General features: G+C 62.6%; 20 protein-coding genes. 12 read left to right on the top strand and 8 right to left on the bottom strand.

Annotated features, from left to right (window positions below; translation table 11 throughout):
* Together aspT (FXB40_RS41795) and aspT (FXB40_RS41790) are read right to left on the bottom strand one after the other, a co-directional pair.
* On the bottom strand, window positions 1–1,692 hold the full coding sequence (gene aspT, locus FXB40_RS41795; protein WP_148778089.1) for an aspartate-alanine antiporter: 1,692 nt from the start codon (window positions 1,690–1,692) through the stop codon (window positions 1–3).
* 14 nt (window positions 1,693–1,706) lie between these two features.
* On the bottom strand, window positions 1,707–3,395 hold the full coding sequence (gene aspT, locus FXB40_RS41790) for an aspartate-alanine antiporter (protein ID WP_148778088.1): 1,689 nt from the start codon (window positions 3,393–3,395) through the stop codon (window positions 1,707–1,709).
* Window positions 3,396–3,704: 309 nt separating this feature from the next.
* Here aspT (FXB40_RS41790) and aspD point away from each other — a divergent pair, with 309 nt between their 5' ends.
* Entirely contained in the window at window positions 3,705–5,324 is a 1,620-nt protein-coding gene (aspD, locus tag FXB40_RS41785) for an aspartate 4-decarboxylase (protein WP_148778087.1), read from the top strand.
* Between the two features lie 60 nt (window positions 5,325–5,384).
* A complete protein-coding gene (locus FXB40_RS41780; RefSeq protein ID WP_148778086.1) occupies window positions 5,385–5,819 on the top strand; it encodes a hypothetical protein in 435 nt (144 codons plus the stop codon).
* Between the two features lie 56 nt (window positions 5,820–5,875).
* Here FXB40_RS41780 and ppk2 read toward each other — a convergent pair whose 3' ends face one another.
* A complete protein-coding gene (gene ppk2 / locus FXB40_RS41775; protein ID WP_148778085.1) occupies window positions 5,876–6,676 on the bottom strand; it encodes a polyphosphate kinase 2 in 801 nt (266 codons plus the stop codon).
* A 25-nt stretch (window positions 6,677–6,701) separates the two neighbouring features.
* Window positions 6,702–7,157: a hypothetical protein gene (locus tag FXB40_RS41770; RefSeq protein WP_148778084.1), complete on the bottom strand. Its 456-nt coding sequence runs from the start codon at window positions 7,155–7,157 to the stop codon at window positions 6,702–6,704.
* 183 nt (window positions 7,158–7,340) lie between these two features.
* Here FXB40_RS41770 and FXB40_RS41765 point away from each other — a divergent pair, with 183 nt between their 5' ends.
* The 8 genes from FXB40_RS41765 to FXB40_RS41730 all read left to right on the top strand — a co-directional run bounded on the left by FXB40_RS41765 (window position 7,341) and on the right by FXB40_RS41730 (window position 15,520).
* Complete coding sequence (locus FXB40_RS41765; RefSeq protein ID WP_148778106.1) at window positions 7,341–7,754, top strand: hypothetical protein; 414 nt, start codon at window positions 7,341–7,343, stop codon at window positions 7,752–7,754.
* A complete protein-coding gene (locus FXB40_RS41760; RefSeq protein ID WP_148778105.1) occupies window positions 7,747–8,982 on the top strand; it encodes an HlyD family secretion protein in 1,236 nt (411 codons plus the stop codon). Before FXB40_RS41765 ends, FXB40_RS41760 begins: the two co-directional genes overlap by 8 nt.
* A 21-nt stretch (window positions 8,983–9,003) precedes the next feature.
* On the top strand, window positions 9,004–9,420 hold the full coding sequence (locus tag FXB40_RS41755; protein ID WP_148778083.1) for a hypothetical protein: 417 nt from the start codon (window positions 9,004–9,006) through the stop codon (window positions 9,418–9,420).
* A gap of 121 nt (window positions 9,421–9,541) precedes the next feature.
* Window positions 9,542–11,419, top strand: coding sequence for a sensor histidine kinase (locus FXB40_RS41750; protein ID WP_246208283.1), 1,878 nt, complete (start codon window positions 9,542–9,544; stop codon window positions 11,417–11,419).
* A 136-nt stretch (window positions 11,420–11,555) separates the two neighbouring features.
* Window positions 11,556–13,268, top strand: a complete 1,713-nt coding sequence (locus FXB40_RS41745; RefSeq protein ID WP_148778081.1) for a DUF3300 domain-containing protein — start codon at window positions 11,556–11,558, stop codon at window positions 13,266–13,268.
* The gene (locus tag FXB40_RS41740; RefSeq protein WP_148778080.1) at window positions 13,265–14,182 is read left to right on the top strand and encodes a DUF2950 domain-containing protein; all 918 of its coding nucleotides are present in this window, start codon (window positions 13,265–13,267) and stop codon (window positions 14,180–14,182) included. The genes FXB40_RS41745 and FXB40_RS41740 overlap by 4 nt, the downstream gene beginning before the upstream one ends.
* Window positions 14,166–14,624 (top strand): hypothetical protein, encoded by a 459-nt coding sequence (locus tag FXB40_RS41735; RefSeq protein WP_148778079.1) that lies wholly within the window; start codon window positions 14,166–14,168, stop codon window positions 14,622–14,624. The genes FXB40_RS41740 and FXB40_RS41735 overlap by 17 nt, the downstream gene beginning before the upstream one ends.
* 152 nt (window positions 14,625–14,776) lie before the next feature.
* On the top strand, window positions 14,777–15,520 hold the full coding sequence (locus FXB40_RS41730) for a DUF7168 domain-containing protein (RefSeq protein WP_148778078.1): 744 nt from the start codon (window positions 14,777–14,779) through the stop codon (window positions 15,518–15,520).
* 1,277 nt (window positions 15,521–16,797) lie between these two features.
* On the opposite strand, the gene FXB40_RS48460 is transcribed toward FXB40_RS41730, so the two are convergent.
* From FXB40_RS48460 to FXB40_RS41715, 4 genes are all read right to left on the bottom strand, one after another.
* Window positions 16,798–17,091, bottom strand: a complete 294-nt coding sequence (locus tag FXB40_RS48460; protein WP_187437505.1) for a hypothetical protein — start codon at window positions 17,089–17,091, stop codon at window positions 16,798–16,800.
* Between the two features lie 194 nt (window positions 17,092–17,285).
* Window positions 17,286–17,543 (bottom strand): DUF3551 domain-containing protein, encoded by a 258-nt coding sequence (locus FXB40_RS41725; RefSeq protein WP_148778077.1) that lies wholly within the window; start codon window positions 17,541–17,543, stop codon window positions 17,286–17,288.
* A 364-nt stretch (window positions 17,544–17,907) separates the two neighbouring features.
* On the bottom strand, window positions 17,908–19,344 hold the full coding sequence (locus FXB40_RS41720; RefSeq protein ID WP_148778076.1) for an NAD-dependent succinate-semialdehyde dehydrogenase: 1,437 nt from the start codon (window positions 19,342–19,344) through the stop codon (window positions 17,908–17,910).
* A gap of 299 nt (window positions 19,345–19,643) precedes the next feature.
* A complete protein-coding gene (locus FXB40_RS41715) occupies window positions 19,644–20,561 on the bottom strand; it encodes an AraC family transcriptional regulator (RefSeq protein WP_148778104.1) in 918 nt (305 codons plus the stop codon).
* Between the two features lie 199 nt (window positions 20,562–20,760).
* Here FXB40_RS41715 and FXB40_RS41710 point away from each other — a divergent pair, with 199 nt between their 5' ends.
* Both FXB40_RS41710 and FXB40_RS41705 read left to right on the top strand, forming a co-directional pair.
* Window positions 20,761–21,726 carry an SDR family NAD(P)-dependent oxidoreductase gene (locus FXB40_RS41710; RefSeq protein ID WP_148778103.1) on the top strand — a complete coding sequence of 322 codons (966 nt, stop codon included), beginning with the start codon at window positions 20,761–20,763 and terminating at the stop codon, window positions 21,724–21,726.
* 29 nt (window positions 21,727–21,755) lie between these two features.
* On the top strand, window positions 21,756–22,748 hold the full coding sequence (locus tag FXB40_RS41705) for an aldo/keto reductase (protein ID WP_148778075.1): 993 nt from the start codon (window positions 21,756–21,758) through the stop codon (window positions 22,746–22,748).
* Window positions 22,749–22,845 lie beyond the last annotated feature (97 nt).

Here is a 22,845-nt window from a genome sequence, read left to right as displayed (position 1 = left end):
TCAGGCGAAGACGGCCACGATGATGGAGCCCCAGGTCGTCAACAGGATGTTGGCGACCGGGTAGGCCGGCGTGTAGCCCAGAACCGGGACAGGGCTGCCGGCGCGTTCCTGGAGCGCGGCCATCGCGGCCGTGACCGTCTGCGATCCGGTCAATCCGCCGAGCAGGAGGATCGGGTTCATGCGCAATACGAAATGGCCAAAGCAAAATCCGACGATCTGCGGCAGCAGCGTCACGGCCATGCCACCCAGCAGCAGGCCGATGCCGGCTTCCCGCAGGGCCGACAGGAAGATCGGCCCCGCATGGATGCCGGTCAGGCCGACGAAAGCTGCGAGCCCGAGCGAGGTCATTAGGCTGATGGCGCCGTCGGGAATTTGTCCGAACAGCGGGTAACGCGTGCGAAGAGACCCGACCAGGAGTCCGGCCAGCAATGTGCCAACGCTCGTACTGAGCGAGATAGTGACGCCGCCGACGGAGAAACTCAGGAGAACGCCAGCGAGGCCGCCGAAGAAGATCGCAAGGCCCATCACGATGAAATCGATGCTGGTGCTCGGCGCCACGACGGCACCGATGCTCTTGGCGGCGGTCTGCACGATCGGCTCGGGCCCGACGATCCGCAGCAGATCGCCGCGTTGCAAGGCGATGCCGGCTGCCACGGGAATCTCCTGACCGCCCCGGCTCAGCGAACGCAGATAGACGGCGCGAGCCCAGCTCTCTCGCGAGGCGGCTTCCAGCGTCATGCCCGCGAGCTTCGGATTGATCAGCATGACATCAACGGAGATCAGGGGAATGTCGAGCAGCTCCCTGTCCTCGACTTCCGCGGCGCGAGGGCCGATCCATTCGACGATGAGCTGTCGCGGAGCGGACAGAGCGACGAGGTCGCCGGCCGCCAGAACGGTTCCGGAATCCGCTTCGAGAAGGCGTTCGCCGCGACGGATCCGATGGATGAACAGCCGATGATCCGGAATGCGGGCTTCCGCGGCCGCGACCGTCACCCCGACGAGGGGAGAGTGCTCCTCCAGCAGATAGGCGCGCAGCTCGAATTTGCGCCAGGCGGATGCCAGGCCCGGCTTGGAGCGGGTGACGCCCAATGCCTGCTCGAGCTTGAGCGCCTCGGCTCGCAGATCGATTTTCAGGAGGGCGGGTGCAATCTGGGTGACGAAGAGGATGACGCCCGCATAGCCGAAGATATAGGTGACTGCGTCCGCCACCGCGACGTGCGAGACGAAAAGCGCACGCTGCGCGTCGGGGATGGCCAATCCGTTGATCGCGTCGGTCGCCGTCCCCATGGCCGCGCTCTGGCTCAGTGCGCCCGACATGAGGCCCGCGGCGAAGCCGGGATCGAGCCGCAACACCTTCGCAACGGCAATGGCTGTTGCAAGACCCGTCAAGCACACGACGACCGCGAGCAGCATCGGCTTCAGCCCGTCGCGCTTCATCGTTTGCACGAATTGCGGTCCGACCAGATAGCCGACGCCGAACAGGAACAGCAGGAAGAGAAAGGACTTGGTCATGCCGGAGACGGGCACATGCGCGAAATCGCCGACCGCCAATCCGGCGAACAGAGCGCCGGTGACCGGGCCCAGACTAAACGTTCCGATCCTGAAGCTTCCGATCCAGTAGCCCGCGGCGATCACAAGGAACAGCGCGAGCTCGGGATAACGAACGAGAAACTGCTCCAGCCAGGCCAACATCGCGGCCGGCCTGGCTAAGTCATCAGCATGACAAGGACCATCCCCCAGATTGTCAGCAGCGTGTTTCCGACCGCGTATGTCACGGTATATCCCAGCCCCGGAATCTGACTCTTGGCGCGATCGTTGACCATGCCGAGCGAGGCAGTGGTGGTCCGTGCGCCGGAACAGCATCCGAGCAAGATGGCGTCATGGAAGCGGAACACGTACTTGCCGACATACATTGCGAGGATCAGCGGCACGGTGGTTACCACGATGCCCCAGAGGAACAGGCCAATGCCAAGCGCCTTCAGGCCGGCAACGAAGCCGGGTCCCGACGAGATGCCGACTATGGCAATGAAAACGTTCAGGCCGACGGAGTTCATGAACCAAACGGTAGGCGAGGGAATCCGGCCAAAGGTTGGCCGCACGGAACGCAGCCAGCCGAAGAACAGCCCTGAGATCAGTGCTCCGCCCGAGGTGGACAACGTGAGCGGCACGCTGCCAATCTTGTAGACGATCGCGCCGACCAGCGCGCCGATGGCAATGGCGGCACCGATAAAGGCAACGTCGGCAGTATCGGTTGCTCGATCCGGCCGGCCAAGCATCTTTGTGGCCGCCGCGACATCGGGCGTGCGTCCAACGATGGTGACGATGTCGCCCCGGTTCAGCTTGGTGTTGGGAAGAATGGGGATCTCAACCGCAATCGCGCCCCTCGTGATCTTGCGCAGGAATATGCCGCGCGATGCCGGGCTCTTGGCTAGCTCCTCCAGGGTCTTGTTGTCGACGTCCTTGCTGGTCACGTAGACCTCGAGACCTTCGATCGGCATGGCGAGCAGCTCGCGATCGTCGACTTCCTCCGCCTGTTCACCGATCAATTGGACAAGCACGTCGCGCCGGCCCGCCACGGCCACGACATCACCCGCGTGAATCACGGCATCCGCGATGGCATCGATGATCTTCCCGTCCTGTCGCAGCCGCAGAATGAACACCCGCTGATCGGGAACCAGCGCCTCGGCTTCCTGCACTGTCCTCCCGACCGCCGGGCCGCGTTCGCGAACGCGGAATGCACGGACCTCGAACTGGTGCCACGCGGTGCCGGGACCACCCAACTGCTTCTTGCCGCCGTACTCCTCCTCATATCGCTTGCACGCCGCTTCCAGATCAATGCCGAGCAGGGCCGGGCCAATCAGAGCAAGGACGATCGCGGATCCGACGGTGCCGAAGATGTAGGTGACCGCGTAAGCGACAGGCATCCCGTCGAGCAGCTTCTTCGCTTCCTCCGCAGGCAGGCCGAGCCGGTTGATGGCGTCGGTCGCAAGGCCCATGGAGGCCGAGATGGTCTGCGAGCCGGCATAGAGCCCCACGGCAGATCCGACGTCGTAGCCGGCGACCTTGGCGCCGAGATAGGCGGCTGCGAGGCAGAATACGCAAACGACGGCAGCGAAGATCGCTTGCGGGACTCCGTCCTGCGCGATGCCGCGCACGAATTGCGGTCCGACGCCGTAGCCGATGGCGAACAGGAACATCAGGAAGAAGAACGGCTTGAGCGGACCTGAGATGGTGATCCCGATCTGGCCGATGATGACAGCTGCAATCAGCGTCGCCGTCACCGCGCCGAGGCCGAGGCCCTTGTAGGTGAAGGAGCCAAAGTAATAGCCCAGAGCCAGCGAGAGGAAGATCGCGATTTCCGGGTAGCTCTTGAGTGTCTGGAAGAACCAATTCATCACGTCCCCCGTTCATGCTGCGCGAAAGCGTTGAAGAGCCGGCGAAGGGCTCAAATGGAGTCAGCCAACAACAGGGGACGGCTCGTCTGCTGATGTTGATCTATGTCAACCGTATGCGCCGACTTGCGGCCCGACGTCGGCGCGGTCGCGTCATTCGCTGCGTTGCAGCGCTCCGGCGCCGTTCGTTGGGGGCGAAGCGTTGAGATAGATCAAGGGTCGTCGTCGGCCACCGACGATCCTGCGGTGATCGCGCAGGCGATGAAGCCTGTCCGCCCCGCCTTAGCAGGTTGCACAGCTCGGGAGTTTCACATGGCCGACCTCTTAACTCTAAAGAAATTCGAGGCATTGAGCCCGTTCGAGATCAAGGACGAACTGATCAATTTGGCGAAGGCCAACTCGAAGCGGACCCAGAGCGCGTTCCTGAACGCCGGCCGGGGCAACCCGAACTGGGTCGCGACCACGCCGCGTGAAGGCTTTTTCCTGTTGGGACAGTTCGCCATCAGCGAAAGCAAGCGGGTGATGGACCATCCCGCCGGGATCGGTGGCATGGCCGAGGCAAAAGGCATCGCTCGAAGGTTCGAGGCCTGGCTTGCAAAGCACGCCGACATGCCGGGCGCGAGCTTCCTGTCGGCGATGCTGCCTTATGCGGTCAAGACGTTCGGCTTCGATCCCGACGCCTTCGTCCACGAGCTCGTCGATTCGATCATCGGTGACAATTATCCCGTGCCGGATCGTATGCTGGTGCACAACGAAAGGATCGTGCACGAATATCTGATGTGGGCGGTCTGCGGTGCGCCGCGGCCGTCGGGCAAGTTCGACATCTACGCTGTAGAGGGTGGTACGGCGGCGATGTGCTATCTTTTCAAGTCGTTGAAGGCCAATCGCCTGCTGCAGCCCGGCGACACGATCGCGCTGGGAACGCCCATCTTCACGCCCTATATCGAGATGACGCACCTGGAGGACTATGACCTCAAGGTCGTTCAGATCAAGGCTCCGCAGGAAAACAAGTTCCAGTTCACCGACGAGGAAATCAAGAAACTGGAAGATCCGAAGGTCAAGGCTTTCTTCGTCGTGAATCCGTCCAACCCTCCAGGGATGGGGTTGAGCAAGGAAACGATCGCCAAGCTGGCAAACCTGGTCAAGACCAAGCGGCCCGACCTGATGATCCTGACCGACGACGTCTACGGCACCTTCGTGCACGGTTTCCGATCGCTGCTCGGCGAGCTGCCGCACAATACGATCGGCGTGTATTCCTACTCAAAGTACTTCGGTTGCACCGGCTGGCGGCTCGGCGCGATCGCTATTCACGAGGACAACATCTTCGACAAGATGATCGCCAAACTGCCCGATGCCGCCGTGAAGGCCCTCGACAAGCGCTACGGGCCGCTGACGCTGGAGCCACGCAAGCTGAAGATGATCGACCGCATTGTCGCCGATAGCCGGGACGTCGCGCTCAATCACACGGCAGGCCTGTCACTGCCGCAGCAGGTCATGATGACCCTGTTCTCCCTTTCGGAGATGCTCGATGAAAAGAAGGCCTATCAGGCCGCCTGCATGGAGATCGTCAACAAGCGGCTGTGGGCGCTGCTCGACGGCCTTGGTCTTGCCGACAAGCTTACTCCGAACCCAAATTACGATGCCTATTACGGTCTGATCGATTTTGAGTTCTGGGCGCGGAAGAACATTGGCGACAACGCCGTCGACTACCTGAAGAAGAACATTCATCCTCTCGATCTCGCGTTTCGGCTGGCCGAAGCCCATGGCATCGTGTTGCTGAATGGCGGTGGTTTCGACGCACCCGAATGGTCACTTCGGGTGTCGTTGGCAAATCTCCCGGACGACGTCTACGACGATATCGGGCGAGGCGTGCGCGCCATCGCGCGAGGTTACCGGGACGCTTACGAGGCGACCAAAGGCGGCACGAAGTAACGGAGAGCTCCCGGTCAATCTGGAGCGCTCCGCCATCATTATCAAAGGGGAAATAGAACGATGAAACAGACCGCCATCTACGCTGCCTTGGTCACCTCGCTCGTAACGGTCGCCGGTTTCAGCACGCCCTCGCGCGCCGACACCGGCCAGGTAGCCGTCGTCTTCACCAAGGGCGGCTTCATTGTTGGCGTTGGCGGCGGGGAGGGCGTCCTCGTGCTCCACGGCAAGAAGTATCCGTTCACCGTCTCCGGCATGAGCGTCGGTTTCACGATCGGAGCCTCCACCACCAAGTTCGTCGGCCGCGCTCTCAATCTGAGGGGGCCGGCGTCGATCGAAGGCTCCTATGCGGCGGGCGGAGCAGGTGGGGCCGTTGCGGCGGGCGCAGGTGCCGTGCAGTTGCAGAACGGCAACGGCGTCATCCTCCAGCTCAGCGGCCCAAAGATTGGCGCTGAAGTGTCGGCCGCGGTGGGTGGCGTCACGATCCGCTTGAAATAGGCGAGGGAACAGAGGCTAGAGCAAACGGGCTGCGGCGACGCAGCCCGTTCCACGTTTCAATATCTTTCTTCGACAAACTTCAGTCCGCGCAGACTCGCTTGGTCGTTATAGCGACCCTTGTGGGAGCGCGGCGGCAGCGTGACTTTCTCCCGCTTGACCTTCTTGTAAGGGATCGTCCTCAAGATGTGCGAGATGACGTTGAGCCGTGCGCGGCGCTTGTCGTTCGAGCGGATCAGCCGCCAAGGCGCATGCTTGGTGTCGGTCGCCTCGAACATCATGTCGCGCGCGCGGGAGTAATCGTACCAGCGCCCGAACGACTCGGTATCCATCGGGCTCAGCTTCCACTGCCGCAGCGGATCCTCGATGCGCGCCTTGAAGCGAAGCTCCTGCTCCTCCATCCCGACCTCCAGCCACAGCTTGATCAGGACGATGCCGGCATCCACGGCGAATTTCTCAACCAGCGGACACAATTCGAGAAAGCGCTTGTGCTCGGTCGGCGAGCAGAAGCCCATGACATATTCAACGCCGGCGCGATTGTACCAGCTGCGATCGAAGATCACGATCTCGCCGCCGGCGGGGAATTGCTCGATATAGCGCTGCAGGAACAGCTGGGATTTTTGCCGGTCGGACGGCGCGGGCAGGGCGCAGACCCGGAATACGCGCGGGCTGACCTTTTCCGTCAAGGCCTTGATGGTGCCGCCCTTGCCGGCGGCGTCGCGCCCTTCGAAGATGATGATCACCTTCAGTTTCTGGGCCTTCACCCATTCCTGGAGATGACACAGCTCGACCTGGAGCTTTTCAAGCTCCTTCTCATAGGCCTTGCGCTTCATTTTCTCCGCGGGCTCGTCCTTGGCCATACCTGTCCTTTCGCTGCTTCTGTCGTTAGTCGTGGTCCCAGGAAATAGTCACGCCGATGTCGCCGGGAATGCCGCCCGGGAAATCGATGACCTGGTAGGCGATGCGATAGCCGCGCGGTTTCAAATAGTCGGTCCAGAGCTGGAAGATCTCCTTGGGGATCCCGGTCAGCGTATTCTCCCAGCCTTTTTCCATCTGGTTGATGGCGCGCCCCTTGTCCGTGCAGAGCGAATTGGGGAAACGATAGACGAGCACCTCAGTCAGGCCGTTGCGCACCGCACGCTGGATGATTGTCGCGGCGAGCTTGATCTTTTCTTCCTCGCTCTTGCCGGAAGGCTTGCTCAGGCGCTCGATCAGCGCGCGTTTCTCGGCCTCGACGGCTGTAGCGAGCCGAACGTATTCTTCAGCCTTCTCGGCTTCCTTGAGAGCTGCCTCTTTGCGGATCTGCGAGGCCTTGGGAATGAGTTCGTCAAGCCCGGGCATGGCTGCGGCTCCTCAATGGCTGATTGCAGTTCTGTGCGTTGCGAAAGGCTAGGGCCGGCAGGGGGCATTCTCTTGATTCAAATCAAGCAACGGCAAGACTCGCCTGCCCACTGTGCCGGACATATCCTGCGCTGACACAGCGATCCTGACCGGGAGAGACAATTGAACGATCAGCTACATCCGATGGCGCCGCATCATCTGCCGTTCTATCTCGCCCCTGGAAGCGGGGTCGATACGCTGATGGTGGTGATGGGAATCTTCCTCATTGGCACCATGCTCTGGGTCGGCACCCTCTATTGGAAGCTGCACAGCCTGCCGGAGCGGATGGCGCACAAGTCGCAGAAGCTGCAGTTCGAATTCGTGGCCGTGCTCGGCCTGATCTCGCTCTTCACGCATATGCATATCTTCTGGGTGGCGGGCCTGCTGCTTGCGCTGATCGATCTCCCCGATTTCGGCACGCCGCTGCGCAGCATCGCCGGTTCGGTCGAGAAGATTGCCGATGCGACACCCGGTGAGCAGAGCGAGGTTGTCGCGCCCGGCTCCCCGCCAGCCGAGCAGTTCGGACCAGTCAAGGAAAAGGAGCGCAGCCATGTTTGAGCTGATGTTCTGCTCGCTTCTGACGATCCTGCCCGACTATCTCTATCGCCGCTATGCCCAGGGCAAGCGTTTCGGCAAGGAGATCACGTTCTTCTCGGTCTGGTACGAGCTGCGCTGGGGCATCACCGGCTGCCTGATGCTCACGGTGTCGCTGATCACCATGATCTTCTATTTCCATCCCGCAACCGATTCCGCGACACTTTATTTCCGCACCGTGCCGATCATGCCCGTTGGCTCCGCGGGCCGGGTGGCTGAGGTGAATGTCGGCTACAGCCAGGACGTGAAGCAGGGCGATGTGCTGTTCAAGCTGGACAGCGCCAAGGAACGCGCGGCGGTGGAAACCAACAAGCGCAAGGTGGCCGAGGTTGATGCGTCTCTGACGAGCGCGGAATCCGACGTGGTCAAGGCTGAAGCGCAGATCGAGGAAGCCAAGGCCAACCTTCAGCAGGCCAAGGATGAACTGGACGTTAAGTCGGAGTTGCAGCGCCGCAATCCCGGCATCGTGCCGCAGCGCGACATCGAAAAGCTGCAGGTGCTCGTCAATCAGCGGCAGGCCGGGGTCGACGCGGCCACGGCTTCCAGACAGTCGGCGGTCTTGCGCGTTTCGACGCTGTTGCCGGCCGAGAAGGCCAGCGCTGAAGCGGCGTTGGCAGAGGCGCAGGTGCTTCTGGATCAGACGATCATTCGGGCCGGCGTCGACGGCCGTGTCGAACAATTCCTTCTTCGCGTCGGCGACGTGGTCAATCAACTGTTACGGCCCGCTGGCGTGCTGATTCCGGACGGCGCGGGTCGGAAAGGTCTTCAGGCCGGCTTCGGGCAGATCGAAGCGGGTGTGATCAAGGAAGGGATGGTGGCGGAAGCGACCTGCATCTCCAAACCCTGGGTGATCATCCCGATGGTGGTTACGTCCGTTCAGGACTACATCGCCGCCGGCCAATTCCAGGGCGGACAGCAACTCCTCGAAGCACAGAATGCCGTGAAACCTGGCACAATTCTCGCGTTCATGGAGCCACTCTACAAGGGCGGGCTCGAAGGCGTGACGCCGGGCAGTAGCTGCATCGTCAACGCCTACACCAGCAACCACGAGGAGATTAACGCGAAGGAGACCAGCACCAGCCGGGCCATCGGCTTGCACGTCATCGATGGCATTGGCCTCGTGCACGCGCTGCTGCTGCGCATCCAGGCGCTGCTGCTACCGATCAAGACGCTGGTGCTGAGCGGGCACTGACGAAGCAACAGGATTGAAGATATGACCACATCACAAATGCTCGCTGCTCTTGCTGTGCCTCTATTCGGCCTGTTCGTCGCAACGGCTGAAGACGCCGTTGCCGTCGAGCTGAACGGCGCATGGGCCACCAGCGCCGATCAATGCGACAAGGTGTTCACGCGGGAGGACGGGAAGCTCACCTTCACCGATATGTCCGACGTCTATGGCGGCGGCTTCATCGTCGATGGCAATCAATTGATCGGAAAGTTCGCACGGTGCAAGGTCAAGGCGCGGAAGGATAACGGTCCGAACGTCAACCTTGTCGCGTCCTGCGCGACCGACATCATGCTGTCCAGCGTTCAGTTCAGCTTGAAGGAGCTGGACGCCGACAGCATTGCCCGGCTGTTCCCGGGCATGGAGGACATGGAAATCCGCTATCATCGCTGTTCCCCGAAATAGCCGCGCGCCGCGGCGGCGGATGCCTCCCCGGGTCTGTCGAAATGACGCCGTTCCCGCTAGGATTGCGGCCACGACGGCCGGAGAATGCCGTCAGAGGAGGCGGATGAGCTGGCGAAGATGTATGACGTCAGGCCGTTCGCGGCCGGTCGTGGCCGCGTGGCTGGGCCTCGGGCTGTTGCTTGCTGCCTGCATCCTCCCGGGCACCGCTGGTGCGGTCGAGCGCAGCGCGCGCGGGGACCTCAAGCGCGTGCTGATCCTGCATTCCTTCGGCCGCGAGTTCCGGCCCTGGAGCGAATACGCGCGGAGCATCAAGGCCGGGCTCGAGCAGCAATCGCCGTGGCCGCTCGATATCCAGGAGCAAGCGCTGCTCACGGCGCGTTTCAACAATCCCGGGCCGGAAGCGCCCTTCGTCGAGTATCTGCATTCGCTCTACCAGGGAGCGCCGCCTGACATCGTGTTGAGCATTGGTGCACCAGCCGCTCGTTTCGTGCAGCGATACCGCGGAAAGCTGTTCCCCGACACGCCAATGGTGTTGGCCGTCGTCGAGGAGCGGCTGGTGGATCGCGTCGACCTCACCGACAACGATGTCGTCGTGTCGGTTCGCAATGATTTCATGGTCGTGTTCGACAACATTCTCCGCGTCTTGCCGGAGACCAAGACCGTCGCCATGGTGATCGGTGCATCACCGCTCGAGCAGTTCTGGATCGACGAGGTGAAGCGGGAGCTGAAGCCGCTTGGGAATCGCGTCGACCTGGTTTGGTATGCGGACCTGCCTTTCGAGGAGATCCTCAAGCGAGCGGCGAAACTTCCGCCACATACGGTGTTGTTCTGGGGTCTGATGACGGTTGATGCCGCCGGAATTATCTATGAAAGCGACATCGCCTTGCGTAGCCTGCACGCGGTCGCCAATGCCCCGATTTTTTCCTACCAGGACCCCTTCTTCGGCGGCAGCACCGTCGGTGGCCCAATGCAGCTGACGGCGGAGACGAGTCGGAAGACCGTCGATGCGGCGATGCGCATCCTCGGGGGCGAGAAGCCAACTGCAATCAAATACGAGCCGATCGAATTCGGGGCAGCGAAATACGATTGGCGCGAACTGCAACGCTGGGGTATCAGCGAACGCAAGCTGCCTGCGAACAGCGAAATCCTGTTCCGCGAGCCAGGGGTCTGGGAGCGCAATCGCTGGCAGATATTGCTGATCGCCACGATCATTCTGGTGCAGACCGGCCTGATCAGCGGGTTGCTTCACGAACGCCAGCGTCGCCGGGCCGCCGAGGTCGAAGCGCGCCAGCGCTTTGCCGACCTCGCCCACGCCAATCGCTACGCGACCGTCGGCGAGTTGACGACATCGATCGCCCACGAACTGAACCAACCGCTCGGCGCCATCCTGACCAACACCGAGACCGCAGAGCTCATGCTCAATGCGTCTTCGCCCGATATTGACGAGGTCCGGCAGATTCTCGCCGACATCAGGCGCGACGATCACCGGGCATCAGAGGTCATCCGCAGGCTGCGTAGTGTCTTGAAGAAGAGGCCGTTTGAGATCAAAGAGGTCGAGCTTAACGACACCGTGCGAGAAGCGATTGGCCTGGTAAGGGCGGTCGCCGACGGACGCTCCATCGGGCTCACCTATGAACCCGCCTTCGCGGATATGCATGTCAAGGGCGATCCTGTGCAGCTCCAGCAGGTCGTTCTCAATGTGGTCATCAACGCGATGGATGCCGTTTCCGACGCGGCCATAGAACTGCGTGAGGTCCGCGTGTCGACCGCGCGCGCCAGCAACCGTGCCGAGATCAGGATCGCAGATAGCGGTTCTGGCATCGCGGCCGATGACCTGACAAAAGTCTTCGATCCTTTCTTCACGACCAAGCCTCAGGGCATGGGCATGGGGCTTGCGATCGTCAGGACCATCGTGGAGGCGCATCACGGCACGATCGCCGCCGAGAACCAGCCATCCGGCGGCGCGTTGTTCACGGTCCGGCTTCCGATTGTCAGGTAGCGGGCCGACAATAGCGCGCGATGATGCCGCTCTCGCGCCGCAGCAATCCGGCGAAGCCGTCTTTCGTTGATCTCGATCAACAAACGCCTGTGCCTCGGTCCGATCTTCGCGGACAGATAGCCTTGTGGAGGTTGCGATGTTTCGTTGCGGCAAGATCCTGATGGCGCTTGCGCTCGTTGTGGCGATGCCCGCCGCTGCAATGGCGCAGGCCACCACGCCGGCGGCTCCAACGACGCCGGCCGCACCGAGTACGCAGGCGCAGCCTGCGGCTCCGCCGGCTGCAGAGCTGCTGAAGCCGGAGCAGCTCGAAGCCCTGGTCGCGCCGATTGCGCTCTATCCCGACGAACTGCTCGCCAACGTGCTGGCGGCCTCGACCTATCCGCTCGAGGTGGTGCAGGCCGACCGCTTTCTGAAGGAGCGCAAGAGCCTGAAGGGCGATGCGCTGAAGACCGAGGTCGACAAGCAGGGCTGGGATGACAGCATCAAGGCGCTGGCCAGCACTGCCGATGTTCTCACCACAATGAGCGACAAGCTCGAATGGAGCCAGAAGCTCGGCGACGCCTTTCTGGCCCAGCAGCCCGACGTGATGGATGCGATCCAGCGTCTGCGCAACAAGGCTTATGACAACAAGAAGCTCGTCACAACCAAGCAGCAGAAGGTCAGCGTCCAGACCCAGGAAGGCAAGCAGGCCATCGTGATCCAGCAGGCCGATCCCTCCACGATGTACGTGCCGTATTACGATCCGGCGACGGTCTATGGCACCTGGCCCTATGCGGAATATCCGCCGGATTATTGGGGCTATCCGTCCTATCTCGGCGCGGGTGTGGTCGCCGCCGGCATCGCCTTCGGCACCGCCTGGGCGATCGGGCGCTGGGGCAATTACTGGGGCGGCGGCTGCAACTGGGGCAACCGCAACGTCTACGTCAATCATCGCACGACCAACATCGGCAACGGCTGGCAGCACAATCCGGCGCATCGCGGCGGCGTGCGCTACAACAACACCAACGTCCAGCAGCGCTTCGGCAACAACAACGTCAGGGCCGGCGCGTCGGACCGGATGGATTTCCGCGGCCGCGACGGCAACCAGGTGCTGCGGCCCAATCAGGGCGGTCCGGGAGACCGTGCAGGCGATCGCGCTGGCGATCGTGGCGGTCCGGGCGATCGGGCAGGTGACCGGGCAGGTGACCGCGCGGGCAATCGCGGCGATCGGCCGGGCGGTGGCGACCGCGCTGGCGCCAGTGATCGCGCCAAGGGCAGCGGTGACCGCGCCAAGGTCGGAAACAAGGCCGGCAACAAGGCTGGCAACAAGGGCAGCGGAGATCGTGCCAAGGCTGCGAACCGCGGTGGCGGTGCTGCCGCCAACCGTGGCGGTGGCGGCAATCGCGGCGGCGCGATGAACGTGTCGTCCGGCCGGTCCGCGGCCGCAGCGTCGGCGCGCGGACGCGCCAGCATGGCGAGCATGCCACGCGGGGGCGGTGCTGGTCCGAGCATGGCCGGTCGCGGTGGCGGTGGTGGAATGGCGGCGCGAGGGGGAGGCGGCGGCTTTGGTGGTGGTGGTCGCGGAGGCGGCGGCGGTGGCCGGCGCTCTGACATCGCGCTGAAGCACGACATCGTCCTGCTCGGCCATCTCGGAAACGGCCTCGGCTATTATCGTTTCAGCTACATCGGCAGCGAAAAGGCCTATGTCGGTGTGATGGCGCAGGAGGTCGAGCAGGTCATGCCCGACGCGGTGACCCGCGGGAGCGACGGATATCTGCGTGTTGATTACGACAAGCTCGGGCTGACATTCCGCACCTACCGCAACTGGGTCGCCGGCGGCGCGAGGATCCCGGCGGAGGTGATGCGATGATTGCTCTGAAATCGCTCCGCCGCGCGATCCTGCCCGGCATGCTGGCGCTCGCGTTGTTCGGCTCACCGGCACTTGCGCAGGAATCCTACAAGTCTCCGGAGGACGCCGCCGCCGCGCTCGCCGCCGCGGTCAAGAGTGGCCCGAAAGACATCCTGAAAGTGCTGGGCAGGGCCGCCGAGGACATCGTCTCCTCCGGCGACGAGGTCGCCGACAACGACATCCGCGCGCGCTTCTCGTCCATGTACGACGCCAAGCACGGCATCAAGGCGGAAGGCAACAAGACCGCGACGTTGCTGCTGGGACCGGATGATTTCCCGTTCCCGATTCCGCTGCTCAACACCAAAACCGGCTGGGCGTTCGACACCGACGAGGGACGGATCGAGGTGCTTCGTCGCCGCATCGGCCGCAACGAGCTCGACGCGATCCAGACCGCGCTCGCCTATGTCGATGCGCAGAACGAATATGCCGACAAGGACCGCGGCGAGGGCGCCGGCGTCTATGCCCAGCGCATCGTCTCGTCACCCGGCAAAAAGGACGGCCTGTTCTGGCGCGATGACAGCGATCCGAGCCCGCTCGGCGCGCTGGCGGCCGAGGCGTCGAAGGAGGGCTATCGCGCAGGCGATGTCGGGCCCGCGCCCTATCACGGCTACTACTTCCACATCCTCAAGGGGCAGGGCCGCGATGCGCCGGGCGGCGCGCTCAACTATGTCGTCAAGGGCAAGATGATCGGCGGCTTTGGCCTGATCGCCTGGCCCGCCGAATACGGAAATTCCGGCGTGATGACCTTCCTCGTTAATCACGCCGGCACCGTCTACCAGAAGGATCTCGGCAAGCGCACCGGGTCCATCGCCGAACGCGCCACGCTGTTCGACCCTGATGAGACCTGGAAGAAGGTCGATGCCACAAAACCCTGAACGGCGTGCGCGCACCTTTCGCCTGATTGCTGTCCTCTCGCTGGCACTCGGGCTCGCGGTGCCGGCAACGCCATCCTTCGCGCAAGCCGCCGGCCAGGTCCACGTCAAGATCGTCAAGGCTGGCCTGCTGCTCGGCGGTGGCGCCGGCCGCGGCATGCTGACCTATCGCGGCAAGACCTATCCGTTCAGGATGACCGGTCTGAGTTTTGGCATCACGGCCGGCGCCACGGTCGGCCGTCTCGATGGCTGGGCCTCCGACATTCGCGACGTCGGCGACTTCGCCGGCACCTACAGCTCCGTCGGCGGCGGCTTTGCGCTGGTCGGCGGAGTCAACGGCGTCCACTTGCGCAACGAGAAGGGCGTCACCATCGTGCTGCAGGGCCCGAAAGCGGGGCTCGAGCTCGCGGCCAATATCAGCCAGGTCACAATCTCGCTGAGATGAGCGACGCCACACGCGCCGTGGGGTGGCACGTGGGTTGGGTTTCCAAATTCGGGAATTTAGTTGTAAAGACAGCCCCCTTTGGTTGACACCCCTTGCGCCAATCGATTATCCGACCGGGGTATGTCGGTCAGGCTTTCCCGGGCAGGTGATCGGTGAATCAGACGTTCAATCCGGCCACGCTCGACAAGCTGAAGCTCCGCATTCAGGCGTTGCGCGCCAAAACCATCGCCAACGGCTGCACCGAGGACGAGGCGCTGTCTGCCGCCGCCAAGGTCGCCGAACTGCTGGATCGCCACGATTTGTCGCTCTCGGACGTCGAGCTGCGCGCGTCGCCGTGCGAACGGAGGGTCTACGAGACCCATCGCAAGAAGCGAATTCCCCTGGACGACTGCATCGGCGCGATCGCTCATTTCTGCGATTGTCGGGTCTGGCGCGAGAAGAACGCGACCGGCGAGAGCAGCTATGTGTTCTTCGGTCTCGGCGCGGATGTCGAGGTCGCGCATTATCTGGCCGAATTGATTGACGGCGCCGTGCGCGCCGAACTTGGCCGCTTCAAGACCTCGGTCGACTACAGCAGGTTCCGGCACCAGGAGCGGCATCTGGCCAATGCCTCCTTCGCGCTCGGGATGGTGTCGTCAATCGCGCACAGGCTGGTGGCGATCAAGGCCAGTCGCGATCAGGTCAACGAAAGCACCGGCCGCGGGCTGGTGGTCCTCAAGACCTCGGTGGTCGATGCGGAATTCGACAAGCTCGACCTCAAGCTCCGGACCCAGCGCAGCGCCGGCCGGATGGTTTCGATGACGGCCTATGAAGCCGGCGGCGCTGCCGGAGCGTCGCTGGCCATCAATCCCGGCCTTGGCGAGTCGCAGTCAGGGACCACACCCAAAGGGAGCTGAACGCACCAGGGAAGCGGCGCGGCTTTGGCCGGAGCTGAGAGCATGGGCGATGTCATTCCGGTTAATCAGCTGCCCTCTGTCGTCAATGCTGCGCATGCTAATAAAGTGCAGCGTCACCGTAATTCCCGAGCAACGAAAGATCGAGGCCTTGATCGATCTGCTCCTGGCGGAGCGCAGCCAATGAAGCGCCGGCGCCGAATTCACAGGAAGCGCGACCGGCAGCGGCTGATGACGCACCGCCGGCGGTTGTTCCGCTAATCCCTAAAAGATACGCCGCCGGGCTCGAAATGCATTGTCCCGGCGGCGCCCTGTCTCAAACTGGGTCCTACAATCCCAGTCACCTTGATATCAGCAACACCCGTGCCACAGAGATGTGACAGGCCGCCGTTCACCGGGTTCCTTCGGCAACTTTCTCGATGTGAGCAAAATTGACCATGTGTGCGGTACCTTTCCGGCATCACCGCGCGGCCCTTGGCTTTCATCGGTAAACCGGCTCGCGCATAAGCGAGTGGCTGAGATCGCCCGGCTTGCGGCCGCCGGAATAATTTTTCCCCGGACTGACCCCGTCCTGCGTTCCTTCGTATCTGTGTTACGTTGTGGACGCAGGAACCGAGTCGATGGCCGATGAAGAGCAACACGTGGTGGCCCCACAGGCGCAAGACGTCGGGCCCCGCTGCCCATCATGCGCCGCGCCCGCCCGCCGCCTCACTTCGATTCTCGACGTGAAGAACAACAGATCGATCCAAATATTCCGGTGCGATAGCTGCCGTAAGGAAGTATGGGAAGATTGAGCCGCTGGCGGCCTCTTGCGTGATGGGCAGCGGATAGGCCGACGCTTTACGATAGCGGCTACGCTTCTCTCAAAAGGCTAAAAACCCCAGCTCAGTCGGGGTCAGGGCGAGCTGGCCAATACAACCAACGTTCCTATTCCCAGGGAACGGTTATCGAGCCCGCCGGTTCAAACTGGCGGCTCGCGTCAGTCGTCGAATGGGAATAGACGATCGTCTTCAGGCAAAACGCTGATAGCAAAATAGGCCAACGCCAGCGAGCCCAGAACAAGAAGAATTATCGCGGCGAGCCCGTACCACAAGGTGTCAACCGCCTTTTTTCGACGCGTTTCCGGGGCGCACCATCTTTGTGCGCCAGCTCCTTCGACGAGCAGGATGACTGCGCGGCGCGCGCCCCGCAAGCGCGAGGATGGAGTACCCCATGAGATAGCCATCGAGGTCCGTGACGACAGCGGCCCGCTTGCTTCAAGGATCAAGCTGGCGGCCCGATCACGCCGTACGCGAAGGCCACGCCCTCGGGATCGTTCTCCTCGAACCAGATTTCCGCGGCTTCGACCGAGGCAAGACCTTGATGTGATCGACGTCGCCGACCTGCTTGGCGGCGTTCACGTCGACAAAGACGGTCATTGATCCCACTTCAGCTTGCGCCCCCCAGTGCGGCTCTTTGCCCTTCGGGTTGAACTCCGGGACGAAGTGTCGGTTCGCCGCATCATCGAGGAATATGCGAACGACCTGCGCGCGATCGTCAGGAAGCTCCGCCGACACTTCAATTGACTTGCGCATCTTGACGGGCAGTTCACAGCCGCAGCTTCATCGGCCCTCGTGGTGCGGCATCAGCACGACATCGACGAGCGCTAGGCTGACGCTCGTCTAGAAGTCAGACCGGCCCGTCTCCGCCGCGGGTGAGGTACCTCACGGCGAGCACAAGCAGGGCGAAGGTGGCGCAGATGGCTGCTCCAGAGAGGAGGAGGGCGTCGCTAATATCCGCGTCGTTCCTGCAATTTCTTAGTCCCGGGCTGGGCCTGCTGCTGCTTGAATCTCACACGCGGATTGATGTCACACGTCGTGTCCCAGCGGCCGGATGCAGAAGCCATGCATTGCTCCCGGGTCTCGTACATGCACTCGCCGGGCCAGCCGAGATCGTCGCCAACGACACACCAGGGATAATCGCGCTCTGCGTGCGCGGCAGGAAGAGATCCCAGAAGGATCAACAGGGCCAGGATTGTGGTGCGCATCTCGAGTCTCCAGGTATCACGCGCTCAAAGAGAGCTTTGAGGCGCCGAGGCCAATGGCTGTTCTGGGCCTTGGTTCCTGCGGAGCCCATAGCTCACCCGACCAGCCAGGGCGCGTCAAATCACACCCGCGCTGTTGCGGCTCATCCGAGGCCCGGACTAACACCGACAGATCCTTCGATCGATTCGGAATAATCGCGTCATGCCGGTGTTTTGCTCGACCCGTCAATTGCCTCTTGAGAGGTCGGGGAGCCTGGACGCATAAGTCAAAAGCGGCGTGCCCGCGCGCAAATTCCGCGCCTTAAAGCGGTGACGAAGAAAAAGGGGGCGCCGCTTGCGACGCCCCCTTCGTAGATCGTGCCGAATCTCAAACGCCGGTCTGCGAAATGAATTTCGTGCTCAGATAGGCTTCCAGCCCTTCGGTACCGCCTTCCGAGCCATATCCGGAATCCCGAACGCCGCCGAACGGCGTTTCCGTCAGGGCCAGCGCGAAGCTGTTGATCGACATCATGCCTGCGTCGACCGCCGCTCCAATTGCGGCCGCCGTCTTGGCCGATCTTGTGAACGAATAGGACGCAAGACCGAAGGGCAGGCGATTGGCTTCCTCGACCGCCTCGTCGAACTTGGCAAAGGACGAGATCAAGGCAAGCGGAGCGAACGGCTCATCATTCATCGCGCGCGCCGATTTGGGAACGTTGGTGACGACGGTCGGCTCGAAGAAATAACCCTTGTTCCCGACGCGATTGCCGCCGGCCTGCACCTTGCCGCCCTTGCTGACGGCGTCCTGAACCATGTCTTCAATCGCAGCAACGCGGCGATCGTTTGCAAGCGCGCCCATCTTCGAATCCGGCTCGAGGCCGTTACCGACCTTGATGGATTTCGCCCCGTCAACAAAGTGCTGGACGAACTTGTCGTAAACGGCCTCCTGCACCAGGAACCTGGTCGGCGAGATACAGACCTGGCCGGCATTGCGGTACTTTGCCGCGACCATGATCTTCGCCGCCGACTCGACGTCGGCGTCATCGAATACGATGACCGGCGCGTGGCCGCCGAGCTCCATCGTGACGCGCTTCATATGCAAGCCCGCCATCGCTGCCAGATCCTTGCCGACCTTGGTCGAGCCGGTGAAAGAGATCTTGCGGATGACCGGGTGAGGGATGAGGTATTCGGAAATTTCCGAAGGGATACCGTAGACCAGGTTGACCACGCCATCGGGCAGCCCGGCATCGACAAAGGCCCGGATCAATTCGGCAGGCGATGCCGGCGTTTCCTCCGGCGCCTTGACGATCATCGAGCAGCCCGCGGCCAACGCCGCGCTGAGCTTCTTGACCACCTGATTGATCGGGAAATTCCAGGGCGTGAACGCTGCGACCGGGCCGACAGGCTCCTTGATCACCAATTGGTAGACGCCGGGGCTGCGTGCCGGGATGAGACGCCCATAGGCCCTGCGTCCTTCTTCAGCGAACCAGTCGATGATGTCGGCCGCGTTCATCGTTTCAAGCCTGGCTTCAGCCAAAACTTTTCCCTGCTCCATCGTCATGATGGCCGCGATCTTGTCGGCCCGCTCGCGGATCAAATCAGCGGCCTTGCGCATCACTTTGGACCGGTCGAGCGGCGACACGTTGCGCCACAACCGGAATCCCTTTTCGGCCGACGCCAGCGCTTCGTCGAGGTCGGACCGGTCCGCGTGCGGGACCGTGCCGACCGGCTCCTCGGTCGCAGGATTGATCACCTTGAGTGTGCGGCCGGTCGCGGCCGGGCGCCATTTGCCGTCGATATGCAGTTGAACCGAGGGGTAGCTCATAATTCCTCCCATTTCGCTATCAACTGCAATGGCAGTGGATCGCGGATAAGCTCAGCTTCGCCATGATTGGTCTGTGGGGGTGCTTATCGCGCATTCTTGCAAGCTTTTGAACCGTCTCTTCGCGTGGTGGTCTCCGGTCAGCCTTGCAAATTTGGGCGGGCATCTCGGCCTGATGGAATGGACCGAGCTGCGATCGGTGATCGTAGGATGAGCCGCCCGCATGAAGTGCAGGGAGCTTTAAAAAACTTAAGCGCTGACAGGGAGGAGGTGCCATGGACCCCAAGACTGGACCCCAAGACTTATGACGCATCGATTGCGGCCGTAATGTCGACGGCCTCCATGACAATCGGCCTACCACGCAGGCGCTCGGCGTCGCGCGCGGGCGGCGCGCCGAACATGCGGGCGTATTCGCGGCTGAACTGCGAGGGGCTCTCGTAGCCGACCGCGTAGGCTGCGCGCGCGGCGTCGGCACTGGCGATGAGCAGCCGTCTCGCCTCCTGGAGGCGCAGCATCTTCTGATATTGAAGTGGGCTCATCGCAGTCGCAGACTTGAAATGGCGGTGGAATGATGCCGGGCTCATTCCCACCTGCTCGGCAAGTTGCTCGACGCGCAGCATCTCGTTGAAGTGCGACCGTATCCACGCGATCGCCTGACGAACCTGGCTGAGGCGGCTGTCTACCCGCGCTATCTGTCTGAGCGCGCCTCCCTGTGGCCCTTTGAGCAACCGGTAAAGGACCTCGCGTTCATGCATTGGCGCGAGCACCGGGACGTCTTGCGGCGTATCGAGGAGCGAGAGAAGCCGCGACCATGCGTCCAGCAGATCGGGCGTGACGGCGCTGATCGCGAAGCCTCTGGTCTGGCCTTCGGAGGCTGACGGCATGTCCGAAATCAGCGATGTGAGGCACTCCCTGTTGAGCCTCATGCTCACGGCGATGTAGGGTTTGGCGGGTGTCGCCTCCACAACCCAGCCGGATGCAGGAAGCTCAATCGTCGCGATGAAGTAGCTCGCGGGATCGTAGCGCAAAAGTCGGTCACCGATCATGGCCTGCTTTGCGCCCTGAAGGACGAGGCACAGAGCCGGCTCGTAGACGTTCGGCGTCGGTTTCGTCCTCATGCCGCCGATATGCAAGGCGACGCGTGGGATGATCGTCTCATGGCGTGCGCCATTGGCGTGACGCTCGGCGATCATCCGCATCCGGTTCAATTGTTCCAGCATCGCCACAATATCGGCGCGCCCGCTCACCGGTGCAAGGGGCGGCGCCCGACCGACGGTTTTGCCGTGATAGGATCAGGCAAGAGATCGACGGGATCGGGCTTTGGGCAAGGAGCGGCTGATCCAATATCACGAGCAACGACCGCGAAGGCCGCGCCGCGGCAGCCGTCCGCGCCGCGCCAATCGATCAGGAGAAGCGATGATGATCAGCACCTTTGGAGCGGAGACGACGACTGATGAGGTGCTGGAAGGCGCCGATCTGAAGGGCAAGCGCATTCTCGTGACGGGCGTTTCCGCTGGCCTGGGCATCGAGACGGCGCGCGCGCTGGCCGCGCACGGCGCGGACATCGTCGGCGCTGCTCGCGACCTCGGGAAAGCGCGCGCCGCAACCAAGAGCGTAAAGTCCGCAGCCGAGGCGGGGGGCGGCAGTCTCGAACTGGTCGAACTCGACCTTGCCTCGCTCGCCAGCGTGCGTTCCTGCGCCGATGCGCTGCTCGCAGACGGCCGTCCGTTCGATATCATCATCGCCAATGCCGGGGTCATGGCCTGTCCGCAGGGGCAGACCCGGGACGGGTTCGAGACGCAGTTCGGTACGAACCATCTCGGACATTTCGTGCTCGTCAACCGTATCGCATCGCTGCTGAAGCCCGGTGGTCGGCTGGTGAACCTCTCGTCGGCCGGACACCGTTTCGCCGACGTTGACCTCGATGACCCGAATTTCGAGCGCACGCCTTATGCCGAGTTCGTTGCCTATGGCCGTTCCAAGACCGCCAATATCCTGTTCGCCGTCGAGTTCGATCGCCGGTATCGCGACCGCGGTATCCGCGCGACGGCACTCCATCCCGGCGCCATCAAGACCGAGCTCAGCCGTTACCTGACCTCGGAAGCGACCCAACAATTGATCGATACGATCAATAAGGGACAACAGGCGAGCGGCGCGCCGCCCTTCAGTTACAAATCAATCCAGCAGGGCGCGGCGACATCAGTGTGGGCAGCGATCGTCGCACCGGCAGATGAGGTCGGTGGCCGCTATTGTGAGGATTGCCATGTCGCGGAAATCCAGGATGGCGATGGCATCCGCGGCGGCGTTCGCCCCTACGGGCTCGATGCCGAGCACGCCAAGGCGTTGTGGGCAAAGAGCGAAGCGATGGTCGGCGAGCGGTTCTGACGCCGAGGAATTCAACTCAGGAGGCAAATATGAAATACCGTACTCTGGGCCAGGGCCTGAAAGTATCTGCAATCGGTATCGGCTGCATGCCGATGATCCGTGATGGCAATATCAACTATGGCGCAGCCGACGACACCGTCTCGACCCGGACGATTCACGAGGCGATCGACCTCGGCATCACCTTTTTTGACACCGCCGAGATGTACGGGCCGTTCCGCAACGAAGAACTGGTCGGCGCCGCCATCAAAGGCCGTCGCGACGGGCTTGTCATCGCCACCAAGTTCGCGATGCGCTGGAATGGAAACACGCCGACCGGAGTCGATGGCAGCCCCGAGAATGTTCGACGCGCCTGCGAGGGATCGCTGAAGCGACTTGGCATCGACACGATCGACCTGTTCTATCAGCATCGCGTCGATCCGAACGTGCCGATCGAGGAAACGGTCGGCGGTATGGCTGAATTGGTGAAGGAAGGAAAAGTCCGCTTTCTCGGGCTTTCGGAAGCCGCCGCCGGCACGGTTCGCCGCGCCGCCAAGGTGCATCCGATCGCAGCGTTGCAGACCGAATATTCGATCTGGGAGCGCGACGTGGAGGCAGATATCCTCCCGGCCTGCCGGGAGAATGGCATCGGCTTCGTTCCCTACAGCCCGCTCGGCCGTGGCTTTCTTGCCGGTGGAATCCGGAAGCTGGACGATCTTCCCGCCGGCGACTGGCGCCGCAGCGATCCTCGTTACTCGCCCGAGAACATGCCGAAGAACCTTGCCATCGTCGACGCGATCGCCGAGGTGGCCGTGCGTCATGGCGTTTCGAACGCCCAGATCGCGCTCGCCTGGCTCCTGGCGCAGGGCGAAGACATCGTGCCGATCCCCGGGGTCAAGCGCAGCGAAACGATGCGCGACAGCGCCGGCGCATCCGATGTCACGCTGACCGCCGACGATCTCGCCGCCCTGACGGCGGCGGCGCCCGCTGGACGCACGGCGGGACCACGCTATGCCGAAGCGGGAATGGCGCGCGTGAAGCTCTGACGCAGGAATGTCCGATGGCCGGTCTGCACAGGGGTCTCTGGCAGCCGCCCGTTCGACAATTTCGGAATAATAGCATAATGCGCCTGTTTTGCCCGAC

Source organism: Bradyrhizobium rifense, from assembly GCF_008123425.1.
In the GTDB taxonomy this organism is placed as follows: Bacteria; Pseudomonadota; Alphaproteobacteria; order Rhizobiales; family Xanthobacteraceae; genus Bradyrhizobium; species Bradyrhizobium rifense.
Note: the sequence above shows the minus strand (reverse complement) of the source record. Positions and strands in the feature narration are given on the sequence as shown.